At 61.2% G+C, this 13,319-nt stretch carries 11 protein-coding genes; 7 read left to right on the top strand and 4 right to left on the bottom strand.

Going from position 1 to position 13,319, the window contains the following annotated elements; translation table 11 throughout:
* Positions 1-9 precede the first annotated feature (9 nt).
* Positions 10-1,089, bottom strand: a complete 1,080-nt coding sequence (locus tag P3W85_RS27625; RefSeq protein WP_276267095.1) for a Bug family tripartite tricarboxylate transporter substrate binding protein — start codon at positions 1,087-1,089, stop codon at positions 10-12.
* 721 nt (positions 1,090-1,810) lie between these two features.
* Between P3W85_RS27625 and P3W85_RS27630 the strand changes: the two genes are divergently transcribed.
* The 3 genes from P3W85_RS27630 (at position 1,811) to P3W85_RS27640 (ending at position 5,183) form a co-directional block, all read left to right on the top strand.
* Complete coding sequence (locus P3W85_RS27630; protein WP_276267096.1) at positions 1,811-2,791, top strand: Bug family tripartite tricarboxylate transporter substrate binding protein; 981 nt, start codon at positions 1,811-1,813, stop codon at positions 2,789-2,791.
* 224 nt (positions 2,792-3,015) lie between these two features.
* A complete protein-coding gene (locus P3W85_RS27635) occupies positions 3,016-4,506 on the top strand; it encodes an aldehyde dehydrogenase family protein (protein WP_276267097.1) in 1,491 nt (496 codons plus the stop codon).
* 305 nt (positions 4,507-4,811) lie between these two features.
* The gene (locus P3W85_RS27640; RefSeq protein WP_276267098.1) at positions 4,812-5,183 is read left to right on the top strand and encodes a hypothetical protein; all 372 of its coding nucleotides are present in this window, start codon (positions 4,812-4,814) and stop codon (positions 5,181-5,183) included.
* A 146-nt stretch (positions 5,184-5,329) separates the two neighbouring features.
* On the opposite strand, the gene P3W85_RS27645 is transcribed toward P3W85_RS27640, so the two are convergent.
* Positions 5,330-5,617 carry a LysR family transcriptional regulator gene (locus P3W85_RS27645; RefSeq protein ID WP_276267099.1) on the bottom strand — a complete coding sequence of 96 codons (288 nt, stop codon included), beginning with the start codon at positions 5,615-5,617 and terminating at the stop codon, positions 5,330-5,332.
* A 225-nt stretch (positions 5,618-5,842) separates the two neighbouring features.
* Positions 5,843-6,814 (bottom strand): Bug family tripartite tricarboxylate transporter substrate binding protein, encoded by a 972-nt coding sequence (locus P3W85_RS27650; RefSeq protein ID WP_276267100.1) that lies wholly within the window; start codon positions 6,812-6,814, stop codon positions 5,843-5,845.
* 464 nt (positions 6,815-7,278) lie between these two features.
* Here P3W85_RS27650 and P3W85_RS27655 point away from each other — a divergent pair, with 464 nt between their 5' ends.
* On the top strand, positions 7,279-8,466 hold the full coding sequence (locus P3W85_RS27655) for a CaiB/BaiF CoA transferase family protein (protein WP_276267101.1): 1,188 nt from the start codon (positions 7,279-7,281) through the stop codon (positions 8,464-8,466).
* 446 nt (positions 8,467-8,912) lie between these two features.
* Complete coding sequence (locus tag P3W85_RS27660) at positions 8,913-9,890, top strand: Bug family tripartite tricarboxylate transporter substrate binding protein (protein ID WP_276267102.1); 978 nt, start codon at positions 8,913-8,915, stop codon at positions 9,888-9,890.
* 521 nt (positions 9,891-10,411) lie between these two features.
* Here the strand turns inward: P3W85_RS27660 and P3W85_RS27665 are convergent.
* On the bottom strand, positions 10,412-11,275 hold the full coding sequence (locus P3W85_RS27665) for a fumarylacetoacetate hydrolase family protein (RefSeq protein WP_276267103.1): 864 nt from the start codon (positions 11,273-11,275) through the stop codon (positions 10,412-10,414).
* Between the two features lie 610 nt (positions 11,276-11,885).
* Between P3W85_RS27665 and P3W85_RS27670 the strand changes: the two genes are divergently transcribed.
* Entirely contained in the window at positions 11,886-12,683 is a 798-nt protein-coding gene (locus P3W85_RS27670; RefSeq protein ID WP_276267104.1) for an HpcH/HpaI aldolase family protein, read from the top strand.
* A 97-nt stretch (positions 12,684-12,780) separates the two neighbouring features.
* Complete coding sequence (locus P3W85_RS27675) at positions 12,781-13,074, top strand: DUF1330 domain-containing protein (RefSeq protein ID WP_276267105.1); 294 nt, start codon at positions 12,781-12,783, stop codon at positions 13,072-13,074.
* Positions 13,075-13,319 lie beyond the last annotated feature (245 nt).

Here is a 13,319-nt window from a genome sequence, read left to right on the forward strand (position 1 = left end):
TAGTTGGCCTCAATTCGGTTGCACCTTGGCCGCCTTGAGCCGATCCCTGACCTTCGCTCGGTCCGCCGCCAGGAACCGCGCGAAAGCGGCAGGGGTGTCGTCCAGCACCCCCACTAACCCCTGAGGATCCAAGTTCTTTGCTACGAAGTCAGGATCCTTCAGCACGGCTGACACGTCGCGAGCAATCTGGCTGGCAAGTGCCGGCGGCAGCTTGGCCGGACCGTACAGCGAGAAAGAGAATGGGACAACTGCGTCTTTGTATCCCGCCTCCGCAAGCGTCGGCACGTCTGGCAACGCCCTCATCCGGCTCGTGCCGTTGGTAGCCAGGGAGCGCAAGCGACCGTCCTTAAGAAACGGTAAAACCCCGCCCAGCGACGTGGCGGTGAAATCTATGTTTCCAGCCAGCAGATCAACCATTCTGGGTGCCGACCCCTTGTAAGGAACATGCATGAACTGTACATTGCCTGCCGCGGTTGCGAACGACTGTATCGCGAGATGCGCGGATCCGCCGACGCCGCCGGATCCGTAGGAAACCTTGCCCGGCTGTGCCTTCGCCGCCACCACCAGCTGTTGAATGGTCTGGAAGGGGCTCTCCTTCCTCACGACAAACACGTGGATACCTTCGGTGAGGCGAGTGATAGGCGCGAGATCCGTCATCGGGTCGTACGGCAGTTTCAAATACAGGAATGGGTTCATTTGCTGCGTCTCGGTAGCGAACAAAAGAGTGTAGCCATCCGGCTTCGCACGAATGACCTCCGTTGTCGCGACGATTTCACCTGCGCTTGGCTTGTTGTCGATGACGACTGGCTGCTTCCAGTTCTCCGCCAGCTTGTCCGCCAGCTTCCTGACAGTGAGGTCGGCGCCTCCTCCAGCCGGGTACGGCACGACAATGCGGACCTGTTGCTTTGGCCAGTCCTGGGCTCGCGTGGACTCTGCGAAAATGAGGAGCAGCACAAGAGAGAAGATGGAAAAGATGAATCCGAAAGATTGCATAGACATTTCCTTAAAGTTGACTTGTCGAATTCCCGAATCAGCTATTCCATCTGCAGCCGGCACACGCGGGAAGCGTTTGCGCTGAAGAAAGAACATCTCCTCGCGCCTATAAGCACGATGCGTACCCCGCGACGGCTTTCACCACGAATTTGTCCGTCCAAATGTCTCCTTGTTGAAACCTCTTGCCCGGAGTTCCGCGCGTTCGGTGTGGGCGCCGCGCTTGCGCCTGCCATCCAATTCCAGTTTGTTGGAGCACCCTTACCGGACGGAATGCCTTTCTTTTCCATGCAGGTTTTGCGCGACCCTGAACGGAAGAATGGAGAAGAGTCACGGGCACGCGACATTGCCTCGCAGGCCGATTTCGATCGGGAGCAAGGTGACAAATCCCCGCACGCCTTCGCGATGATCCAGGGCCAACGGTAGCGATGTCAGCGAAGCCAGTGCAAGGTCGCCTCCGGATGCGCGCGGCGACTAGGTCGGGAGCCAACGATGCGGTGGCGTCCCGCGGCACAAGTGCTCTGAACCGCGACACGTGTACGCACGGACGACAACCACCGACACCCGGCATGCAACGCAAGACACGGCAAACACCAGGAGTCCGCAGCGGTCGAGGCAGGAGCCTTATCGATAACCCGGGGGTGGTATGGCAATTGCAGGTTGAGACCACCCAGCAACTGCACCAAGTTCCGCTGGTTGCCGAAGCAGATACCGAAGCGCCGATGCCTGAGAACCCAAAGGTGCGCTGCAGCGACTTTCAAGAACGCCGGTCGCTGGATCGGGATCGTGGGACCTTGGAAACAATCAGGAGACACCAAAAATGAAATTCGCAGTGATGAGGCTCGCACTAGCTCCCATGCTTGCCACCTCTTTCATCTTCACCGTCCCGGCCCGCGCGGCCGACGTCTTTCCGAATAGGCCCATAAGGGTGGTGGTGCCGTCTGCCCCCGGCGGCCTGCTGGATGTCGTGACGCGTCTCGCGGCTCAGAAGATGAGCGAGAAGCTCGGCCAACCGGTGGTGGTAGAGAATCGCGCGGGCGGCGGAACTCTGGTTGGCACGCGCTTCGTACGCAGCGCGCCGGCAGACGGCTACACGCTGCTGGCCGCCACCAACACCATCACGGCCTTGCCCGCGGTCAAGCTGGACCCCGGCTATGACCTGCTGAAGGATTTCACCGGCATCGGCCAAATAGGCCGATCGCCATGGTTCGTACTGGTTGGCGCGAACCAGTCCGACAAATCGATTGCTGATTTCATCGCGCGCGGCAAGAGCAATCCCGCGACGATGACGTTCGCCTCGGCAGGCTTCGGTACGACGCCTTACCTGGCGGCGCAATCCTTCCTGCACCGGGCCGGGGTAAAAATGCTTCACATTCCTTACAAGGGCAATTCGGCAGTGTATCCGGACCTGATAAGCGGTCGCGTCACTATGTTGTTCGACGGCGTGGGAAACACCGCCACTATGGTTAAGGGCGGGCAGCTGAGGGCGCTTGGCGTCACCTCGCACAAGCGGCTGGCGGCTTATCCGGACATCCCGACCGTCGCCGAGCAGGGACTACCCGACTTCACCTCATACTTTTACCTCGCGCTGCTGGCACCCGCCGGCACACCGAAGGCCGTCGTGCAGCGGCTGGCCGACGCACTGCAAAGCGCCACCTCCACCAAGGAGATGCGCCAGCGCTTTGAAGCGGACGGCATCGAGCCGATTGCGACCACACCCGAGGAGTTCAACAAGGCGCTCAGGCGAGATCTGGATGACATGGCCCAGCTCGCGACGACTCTAGGCGTCAAGAAGGAATAGCGCGTCAGCAGCGCGGCTCGGAAGTAGGCCGGCGCCGTCGCACTACCTCGAATTCCCGTTGCCTCCTTCCTACCACCGCCGCGACCACCCGGCGCACCACATCGCCGGCGCCGGGCTGGCTTCGCCTTTGCGCGGGTGGGTAGTATCAGATCGCTCGACAGCACCAGGCATCGGATCATCGGCTCACCCACGGACTACCTCTCCACCAATCGAAAGATACGGCAATGAATCTGCATGCTGAACCGGATGCCGCAGCGCATCCCTTCCTGAGCTCGAAGCTTGGTCACGCCATCGATGGCTATGTGGTGCCATCCGCCTCGGGCAAGGTGTTCGAGACACTAAATCCCGCCACGGGGCAGGTACTGGCTCACTTGGCCGAAGGCGACGCAACCGACGTCGACAAGGCCGTCCGGGCGGCACGCGCCGCTTTCGAGGGGCCATGGTCGACATGGACGCCTTACCAGCGCCTGGCTCTGCTCATGAGGGTGCACGATCTGGTGGAGGCGCGTTTCGACGAGATGGCGAGGCTGGAAACGCTCGATGTGGGATCGCCTATCACTCGGGCGCGCAATCTGAAGAACTTCGTTCTGCAGACCATCGCGTACTTTGCCACGCAGACTGTCAACGTGGCCGGAGAGACTCTGCCCAACAATCTGCCCGGCTCGGTGATGACCATGACCGTCAAGGCGCCGATCGGGGTGGTCGGCGGCATCCTGACCTGGAACAGCCCGCTGGTCGGCCAGTGGCATCTGGTCGGGGGCGCCCTAGCGACCGGCTGTACGGTGGTGCTGAAGCCGTGCGAGTACGCCTCCCTGTCGGTGCTCTACATGGCCAACCTGCTGTTGGAAGCCGGTGTCCCCGACGGGGTGGTCAATGTCGTGACCGGCTATGGACCGGTCGCCGGCGCGGCGCTGGCGGCGCATCCGGATGTCGATCGCATTATGTTTTCCGGCTCGGTCGGCACCGGTCGCCGCATCGTCGAAGCGTCAGCCGGCAAAATGAAGGCCAAGCAGGTTGGGCCGGGCGGCAAGTCTCCCAATATCGTCTTCGCCGACGCGGATCTTGATGCGGCCGTGCCGGGCGCGGCAATGGCTGTTTTCAACAACAGCGGCCGGACCTGCACCGCCGGAACCAGGGTGTTTGTCCAACGCAGCATCTACCACGAGTTCGTCGAGCGGCTGACCGCGCTCTCGAAAACCGTACGCGTCGGCAATGGCCTGGATCCCGACGTCCAGATGGGACCTGTGATCTCGCAGCAACAGCTCGACCACGTGACGGAATACGTGCAGAGCGCCGTGCTGGAAGGCGCGACGCTCGCCACCGGTGGTGGGCGCCTTCACGGCGAGCTCGCCAACGGATACTTCGTGCAGCCAACCGTGCTTTCGAATGTGACCCCCGCCATGACCATCGCGCGCGCGGAAATCTCCGGCCCGGTCATCATGGTGTTGCCCTTCGATGACGCCGACGATGCGCTGCGCATGACGAACGCTATCGGGTGCGGACATGGCGGCGCAGTGTGGACGCGCGACGTGACCACTGCCATGAAGATGGCCCATGCTATCCAGGCAGGCTGCATGTGGGTCAACTGCCATGGGCTGCTCGATAACGCCGTGGGCATAAACGGCTATGGCGCCAACGGCGGACCCAGCCATGTCGATGCGTTCCTCCATCAGAAGAGCGTCTACATCAACCTCGGCGGACCGCTTCCACTCTGACCAGTGCCAGCGCGTTGGCGCTGATGCCGAACGGGCCGAGTTCGGGCGCCATGGTCTGCGTGATCCCCACCACTCCATACTTCGACGTAGCCGAGGCGGTTGGGCACGCCCGTAGATCCCGGCCGCGCATGCCAGGTTAACGATTGAGGCGCCGGGCGTGCCCGCTTCCTTTGTGGCGCGGGTCAAAGCCTGGCACAGATTGAATGTACCGCCGAGGCTATCTGCCACCACCTTGCACCGGGCCTCCGGGGCGAAGTCAAGCACACTGCCGACGCCGCGGATCCGCCAGCGTAGTTGCCCAGCCCATGCAGGTCTTCGAACCGGCCGGCCGCGTCGAATATCAACGCGGCCACCTGCTCTCGGTCCGACACGTCTACGCCGACGGCCTAGGTGCGCTCGCTATCTCCGGACCCGGTCACGATCCTGTCCACGCCCGTCTTGCGCACATCCGCGGCGATGACGGCGCCTCTCTCGTCGAACACGCGTCGGACTGTGGCTTCCCAACCATCGGCGGTCCGGTGACGGCCGCCTCGGGACTAGCCTTCATGGCGGGCACGCAGGACTACTACCTGCGCGCGTTCGATGGCCGCAACGGTCGCAAGCTGTGGAAAGGACGCCTGCCGGTCAGTGGCGAGACCACGCCGATGACCTATCTTTCGCCACGCAGCGGCCACTAGTTCGCGGTGATCAGCGCGGGCGGCAATCGTTCCACGGCGGTCTGCGGCGAATACATCGTGGCTTTCGCCCTGCCCAGGTAAGCGGCGTGCCTCCAACGGGCGGCACGATGGCGCGGTCCAGCGCGACCGAATCGATCCAGTCCGCCTCAATGGCGAGAATCGGCACCCTGCCCTTCGTCGACGCGCCGGGCGGTGGCGATGGCGTCATTGAGATCGTTCATGACTTCCTGCACGCGTGGCAGCAGCGCGCTGCCGACCGCTGTCAGGCGGACCCGGCACGCGAGCCGTTCGAATAGTGGGGTACCGAGCTCGTTTTCCAGGTCGGCGATGATTTGCGAGACGGCCGGCCTCGTGACGCTCAGACGATCGGAGGCACGACCGAAATGCTCTTCCTCGGCGGCTGCCATGAAGTAACGGAGATGTCGAAGTTCCATGGTGGTAGGCCCCGGCCGTCCGGTATGTCGATGATTTTGCAACTCGCGTGCCACGGCGCACGGCCCCCAAATCGTGCCGCCAGGTGGGATCGGACGTCCGCGGCGGCGACACCAGGGCGGCACCGGTGTCTTCGCTCTGTGCAACGCAGTCCGGAATCGTTGGCCGCACCGGGTAGGGCCCGGGGTACAAGGCGACGCGGATAGCTGCACTTCACGCCGCGTCGGTCACTGTCTGGGCAGCTTCAACTCCATCACCAGCTTCTCCATCTGCGGCACCTCGGCCGCGAGGTATTTGTTGAACGCCTCCGGCGTGACGAACGATGGGTCGGCGCCTTCGCTGACCAACCGGTCGATCAGGTCCTTGCTGCTGGTCGCGTACTGCAAGGATTCGGACAGGCGTCCGACGATCTCCTTTGGCGTGCCCGCGCGCGCGAGCAGCCCCATCCACAGCGTGTACTCGTAGTCGATGCCTTGTTCCTTGAAGGTCGGGACATCAGGCAACGGACCGTTGCGGGTGGCGGAGGTTACGGCCAGCGGCCGCAGTTTTCCCGACTTGAGGTAGGCGACACAACTGGTGTAGCCGTCGAAGATGGTCGTCACACGCCCGGCCACGACATCCGGCAGCGCGAGGCTGTTGCCCTTGTATGGGACATTCGTCAGTTCCAGCCCCTGCATTCGCAGGAACATGGCTGCGGCCATATGCGGAGGACCGCCGACGCCACCGGAGGCAAACGACAGCTTGTCCGATTTGGCCCGCACGATGAACTCCTTGACATTGCGGCTCGGGTCGTTAGCGCTCACCAGCATGATCATCGGGGAGCGGGCCATCAGGCCAATCGCCGTGAAGTCCTTGAGCGGATCGTAGCCCGCATCCTGCTTCAGCGACGGCAGGATAGTGAACCCGTTCGCCTGCGCCAGCAGCGTGTAGCCGTCCGCAGGGGTGTCCTTGACGTAGCGGGTCGCGACGAGGGTATCCCCGCCGGCACGGTTCTCTACGATGACCGTCTGGCCAAGCTTCTCGCCCATCTTCTGCGCGACCAGCCGCGCGATGATATCCAGAGATCCGCCGGCGGCCGCCGGCACGATGATGCGGACCGGCTTGCTGGGAAACGGCTCGGCCGCCTGCGTCACCGTCGCGGTAATGCCCTGCGCGAGCACGGCCAGCACGGATGCACACAAGAGGTTCAGGACTTGCATTCTCATCGGTTTGTCTCCTTCGATGGATGGTGGATCGGCATTCGCAACGCCTCGCCGGCAACACGATCACCAGATCCAATTTTGGTGTATCGGTCGCGATGCAAAGCCTGTGCCACTTCCACCATCACCTGCCGAGGAAGAGTCCTCGCTCCGGTGAAGCGGCAGCGCGAAATACACTTCCTTGCCCGGGGAACCGGCTAGTACCGGGGACGAAGAACGGGATGGCGCGAAGCGCGGCAAGGCCGCGGCGCCAGTGCGAGGCTGCCCACGCTGTGGCGTGCGCGATCATCGCGACCATGTGCGGCACGAAGTCACAGTGTCTGTTCACCACACACTCGCGGTCACAAAGAGCCAGCAGTCACTGCCACGATGCGGCGCATCGTAAGCCTCGTCGACTGGCATGCGGATTGCATTGTTAGTTCCAGTCATAGCTGCACGATATGCCAACAATCAAGGAGACGCACATGCCCGGCCCCCTGACCGGCTTCACTGTACTGGACCTGACATCGGTCGTGATGGGTCCGTTCGCCACGCAGATCTTTGGCGACCTTGGCGCCGACGTGATCAAGGTCGAGAGTCCAGACGGCGACATCATGCGGCATATGGGCGCATCAGAGCGGCCCGCGATGGGACCGATCCACGTTGCCGTGAACCGCAACAAGCGCAGCGTGGTGCTGGATCTGCGGCAACCGATGGCGCGCGACGCACTGCTGCGTCTGGCCGCGGGCGCCGACGTGTTCGTGCATTCGATGCGGCCGGATGCAATCGGACGGTTGGGCCTGACATATGACGATGTCAGGGCGGCGCGTGAAGATATCGTCTACTGCGGCGCCTACGGCTACGGCAAGTCCGGCCCTTATGCACTCGATCCCGCGTATGACGACATGATCCAGGGCGTTTGCGGGCTCGCGGCGTTGAACGGCCACCTGGCGGGCGAGCCGCGCTTCACGCCGACCATCGTCGGCGACAAGGTCTGCGGGCTGACGATCGCCTACAGCGTGCTGGCGGCGCTGCTACACCGCGCTCGAACCGGCGAGGGCCAATGCCTCGAGGTTCCGATGTTCGAGTCGATGGTGTCGTTCATGATGGTCGAACACCTATGGGAACGGACCTTCGACCGGGACCATGGGCAAGCGGGTTACCCGAGGGTGATGAGCCAGTTGCGCAAGCCGCACCGGACGCTCGATGGCTACATCTGCATGCTGCCCTATACCGATCGCAACTGGCAGGACTTCTTCCGGCTCGCAACGCGCCCCGACCTCGCCGACGATCCGCGCTATGCGACGCCTACACGCCGCAGCGAGAACTACGAAACACTGTATGCCGTGCTGGCCGAGCTCATCGCGGGGCAGAGCAGCAAGTTCTGGCTGGAGCAGTGCCGGGAACTGAGCATTCCGGCGGCTCCCGTCAACCGGCTTGAGGACCTGTTCAGCGATCCGCACCTGCGTGCCGCCGGCACCTTCTTCGAGGCGGAGCACCCGAACCTGGGTCGCATCACGCAGGTCAAGCCACCGGTGACGTTCAGCCGTAGTCCGGCCCAGGTGAGGCGCCTCGCGCCGGGGCTCGGCGAGCACAGCCGCGAAATCCTGCAGCAGGCGGGCCTGGCCGACCACGACATCGCAGCACTGGTCGCCAGCGGCGCGACCATCTGAGAACGGAAGTCCCGGATCCGCGGTCCGGCTGGACCGTGTCGGGCCTGCCGCCGCCGATCCGATCGCCGCATCCAATACAAAACGGAAGCTACCGACTGCGGGGCAATGGCGCGCTCTGTGCCACCGGGGCCAGATTGTCACGCGCAAGTAACAGGGGGAGCGAAATGATGTGTTGACTTCCGTCGTAGCGAAGACGATCGCCGCGCGGCCGCTGGCCGCCCGTTCCCCGTTCCCCGTGCCTGTCGTGGCGCAGGCAGACGCTGACGCGCGATCGCTCGTACTGTCGAGCGACCCGCGCCGGGATTGGCAACCCACCCCTTTTCACGCAAACGGCCTGCATGCGCCAGACGCCATGAAGCTGGCAGACGCGATGGCAGGCAGACACTTATTAGCGCCGGTCGCCCCAGGTTGCGGTGCACCGGTCGCGCTCATGACGGAATCGGAAAATGAAAGCAAAGACCATCGGAACCCTGTATGCCGCCATCACGGTACTCGGTCTCGGCGCTAGCAGCGCTTCAGCGGAAAACTATCCCTCTAGACCCATCCGGCTGCTGGTCCCGTTCGCGGCAGGCGGCCCGACCGACTACCTGTCGCGTCTCTACGCGAAAGCGCTGTCCGAGCAGTTGAAGCAGACAGTCGTGGTCGACAATAAGCCCGGCGCGGCCGGCAACCTCGGCGTCGACCTTGTCGCCAAGGCGCCGCCCGATGGCTATACGTTAGGCTTCGCTACCAATGGGCCATTGGCGGTCAATGTATCGCTGTTCGGCAAGCTTCCCTACGACCCGCGCAAGGACCTGACCCCCATCACCCGTTTCGCCTTCGTGCCAAGCGTACTGGTAGTGAACCCCGCCCTCGGGATCAGGGACCTGGACGCGCTGATCCGCCTTTTCAAGGCCAACCCGGACAAGTACAGCATCTCGTCCGGCGGCAACGGGACCACCCAGCACCTGAGCGTCGAGATGCTCAGGTCCGCCGCGCAGGTCAAGATCAGCCACGTGCCCTACAAGGGTGAAGGCCCGGCCATGGTCGATGTGCTGGGCAACCAGGTCCCGATTACCTTCGCCAGCCTCGCCACCGGCCTGCAGCAGATCCGCGCCGGCAAGGTCGTGCCGCTCGCCGTGACCTCGGCCCAGCGCAGTCCCGCGCTACCGAATGTGCCGACGATCGCAGAGAAGGGTTACCCCGGCTTCGAGGCGACAGCCTGGTATGGCGTGATCGCACCGCCGGGCATGGCACCGGAACTGGTGCAGAAGCTCAACAAGGCCAGCGTGGCGGCAATCAACTCGCCGGAGGTCTCGCAAAAAGTCAGGGAGAATGGCGGTACGCCCTCCACCACCTCGTCCGAGGAGTTCGGCGCCTTCATCCGATCGGAAGTCACGCGATGGTCCCCCATCATCAAGGCTTCCGGCGCGAAGGTGGACTGAAGGCACCAGCCGTCACAGTCCGAGTCCGCCCGACGCGGACTCGGACTGTGAATCGAAGCTGTGGCCAAAGAGGCTTAGATGGACACCGCCGTTTTTGCCAAGTAGAAGACGCGTGATTCAAGCTGGATAAAGATTGCGAACTTACATCCGGCCTTCGATCGCGGCAATTGTCTCTGACCACTATGGAATGCGCTGACGGTTGCCGAGCTTGTTGTTCATGGCTCTAATCGGATCGATGCCATCCCGGTCTTACCTGTTTGGTTCTTCAAGCTGCTCTAACTTCTCGGCAGAGCAGTCAGAGCGGAATACCAGGCCGTGTGCCAGCATTGTCCAGACGATTTCAGTCCCTTCGGATAGTACGGCTAGGCGCCGTGCACTACCAGCCCATGGCAGTTCTCCGCCATCCTCGCGAGACCCCCTCACTGCGCGTTGGAATGCGGTGTTGCGAAACCCACCACCTTGATCTGTACCTGCTCCCAACGCAATCACGTTCTGCTTGCCATGCCACCGTGATTCGACGATCACTCAAAGCGGTTGGAGAGCGTCCCTATCCCTGCGATCGACAACGAGACCTCGTCCCCCGGTTTGAGAAAGCGAGGCGGATTAAAACCAATCCCGACCCCGGCCGGCGTGCCGGTGGCTATCACATCTCCCGGTTGCAACGTCAGCCCCGCCGAGATCGTCGCGACCAGAGTGGGAATATCGAAAATGAGATCGCGGGTATTGGCTTGTTGCCGAAGTTCGCCGTTTACCCAACACTGCAGTTCAAGGTTGTCCGCTTGGAGCTCGTCCGCCGTCGCTATCCAAGGACCCATCGGACAGAATGTGTCCAGCGCTTTCCCCAAAAACCACTGCTTGTGGTCGCGCTGGCGATCTCGGGCCGTCACATCGTTGACGAGAGTATAGCCCCAGATGTGGTCGTAGGCGTCATCAGGAGCGATGTCGCGCCCGGTCTTCCCTATGATCAGCGCGAGCTCCGCTTCGTAGTCGACTGCGGAGGTAATGTGCGCGTGGAGATCGACGGTATCCCCATTGCCCACGACGGTACTGGGTGGCTTGGTAAATACGGCAGGGAATTCATCGATTTCCGCACCTTTCACAGCGCCGGCCTCATAGCCACTTCCGGAAAATTCCTTGGCATGTGCGCGGTAATTTTTGCCAACACAGAAGATATTGCGCCGCGGATTTATCGGGGCAACAAGCTTGACCTGCTCCAACGGAATCGCCGGACCTTCGAGGTGCTGCAGCACATCGAATTCGTCGTATTTTTCGATCAGTTCGATCATGTCATGTAGGGACGGATCGAGAGCGCGAATGGAAGATGCATCGATATCGACGATGCCGATTCGATGGCGAGAACCTACTACGAAGCATGCGAACTTCATTGGTTTTCCTATTCTTAATAATGGCAAGCAAGCCCGCCGATGATTTGCGATAATGAAAGTCATGAGAGAATGTGACCGAGAAGATCGCGCTCCTCGAACTCTTTTTACGGGAGCGGTCCCACTTGTGCAACGTGCTCGACGTCCGAATGAGGCCCGTACTCCCTCCCGCTGAGAAGCACTTCCCATAGCGGGAAAATATGAGTTCGATCGGCGCCTATTCTCTCCCAAAGAACGGCGCTCTTCTATTGCTAGCGGCAACGGCACACATGTCTCTGTCGGTGGAAGAGCAACCAGCAGATGACGCCTCTGACGCGCACATACGACTCCCTTAGCTTACCCGTCTTGCTATCTTGACGAATTCTAGGGCCCCAAGGGGATCGGCGCCAGCCTTGCAGTCCATGGGGTATAACTCGGGGTTATCGGCGACGTGTCGCTGCGTACGGTAGTTCCTTGACTCGACGTCTTGCTGGATGAAAGAATCATCCTGCGAGATAGGTCCTAACGCCAGCCGCCAATACTCGCTCATGTCAAATTTCATTTTGCACCATGAGTTGCTGGCAGCTTTCTTAGTAGTCCGACCGGCAGCCCAGGCGTTTCCCGAGGAGAGTGAATGAAAGAGTCCGCACGCGAGCTGGTACGCAACGGCGTCAAAGAGAAGCTGGCTCGCAACAAATTGGTGGTGTCAATGACCGTCCGTTTGGTTCGGACCATAGAGATAGCTGAAATAGCCCGCACCGCCGGTTTTGATTCCATCTACATCGATCTGGAACACAGCAGCTTATCCCTCGACACAACCGGACAGATTTGCATGGCTGGTCTCGCTGTGGGAATTACGCCGTTCGTGCGCATCGCGAGCACTGCACCGGAGTATATTGCACGGGTGTTAGATGGCGGTGCTCTTGGCGTGATCGCACCGCACATTCAATCATCGCAGGATGCCGCTCAAATCGTACGGGCTGCAAAATTCCCTCCGTTAGGCGCCCGGTCATTCACTGGCTCGCTTCCGCACCTTCGATTTCGGACGTTCCCGACCGCTGAAATCTTTGAAGCGCTCAATGAAGCTACGATGGTGATCGTCATGATTGAATCAGCTGAAGCGCTTGCAAAGGTCGATGAGATAATTGCCGTGGACGGCGTCGACATGCTGTTTATAGGAACAAATGATCTCTGCTCCTCGCTTAACATCCCGGGACAATTGGACCACGAGTTGATTCGCAATGCCTACTCACGAAGCATCGAGGCGTGCCAACGGCATGGAAAGCAATTGGGAATCGGAGGGCTCAGTGCGCATCCGAAGTTTGCTGCCGAACTGGTCGACCTAGGTGCGCGTTACTTTTCCACCGGTTCCGACCTATCGTTCCTCCTCAGTGCCGCTGCGACAAAAGCAAAACAAATGCGCGATCACTGAATTATCCCACCATTTTAAATATATATAATCCAACACTCGTTCATCTCAAATATTTTTAGTTATTATAATCTTCCACCAACCTAGAAGGAGCTAAACCATGGCCAAAGCTTATCTGCTTACCGCTTATCGCGCTATCAACGACCCTGCCGCGTTGGCAGAATACGGCAAGCTTGCTGCGACCGCGCTTCAGGCGGCAGGAGGCCGTATTTTGGCACGTGCAGTGCCTTCAATGGTGTACGAGGCAGGGATCAAAGAGCGCACCGTACTTGTGGAATTCGATAACGTCGAACAAGCGATCGCTGCGCATGACAGCCCCGCTTACCAGGAAGCCTTGAGCGCCCTTGGCAATACAGCCGATCGCGACGTACGCATCATCGAAGGCGTGGCTTGATCTCGCATTGGCCGGTCTTTCGATTTCACCCCGGCGGTCGCGATCCTGAGAGTGAATGGCATTTACTCGAAATTCCCGAACCTCCGGCGAGCCAGCCCGGCAGTACATCAAGCTCTTTTCTGGCCGTTAAAGGCTTCATCCGTCGGAATGGCTGAGCCCAAGCGCGACCACCCTTCTTGAGTCGAAGGTCAAAGGGATTCTGTACCGTAATCAGGTTCGGGTGTCATACCACAATTGACGCCGCC

The sequence above is a fragment of the Cupriavidus basilensis genome (assembly GCF_029335485.1).
In the GTDB taxonomy this organism is placed as follows: domain Bacteria; phylum Pseudomonadota; class Gammaproteobacteria; order Burkholderiales; family Burkholderiaceae; genus Cupriavidus; species Cupriavidus basilensis_E.

Coding starts and splice junctions, on each gene's coding strand:
- P3W85_RS27635 (WP_276267097.1), top strand. CDS start 3,016: ATGAATCTGCATGCTGAACCGGATGCCGCAGCGCATCCCTTCCTGAGC.
- P3W85_RS27650 (WP_276267100.1), bottom strand. CDS start 6,814: ATGCAAGTCCTGAACCTCTTGTGTGCATCCGTGCTGGCCGTGCTCGCG.
- P3W85_RS27675 (WP_276267105.1), top strand. CDS start 12,781: ATGGCCAAAGCTTATCTGCTTACCGCTTATCGCGCTATCAACGACCCT.
- P3W85_RS27640 (WP_276267098.1), top strand. CDS start 4,812: ATGCAGGTCTTCGAACCGGCCGGCCGCGTCGAATATCAACGCGGCCAC.
- P3W85_RS27655 (WP_276267101.1), top strand. CDS start 7,279: ATGCCCGGCCCCCTGACCGGCTTCACTGTACTGGACCTGACATCGGTC.
- P3W85_RS27670 (WP_276267104.1), top strand. CDS start 11,886: ATGAAAGAGTCCGCACGCGAGCTGGTACGCAACGGCGTCAAAGAGAAG.
- P3W85_RS27645 (WP_276267099.1), bottom strand. CDS start 5,617: ATGGAACTTCGACATCTCCGTTACTTCATGGCAGCCGCCGAGGAAGAG.
- P3W85_RS27625 (WP_276267095.1), bottom strand. CDS start 1,089: ATGTTCTTTCTTCAGCGCAAACGCTTCCCGCGTGTGCCGGCTGCAGAT.
- P3W85_RS27630 (WP_276267096.1), top strand. CDS start 1,811: ATGAAATTCGCAGTGATGAGGCTCGCACTAGCTCCCATGCTTGCCACC.
- P3W85_RS27660 (WP_276267102.1), top strand. CDS start 8,913: ATGAAAGCAAAGACCATCGGAACCCTGTATGCCGCCATCACGGTACTC.
- P3W85_RS27665 (WP_276267103.1), bottom strand. CDS start 11,275: ATGAAGTTCGCATGCTTCGTAGTAGGTTCTCGCCATCGAATCGGCATC.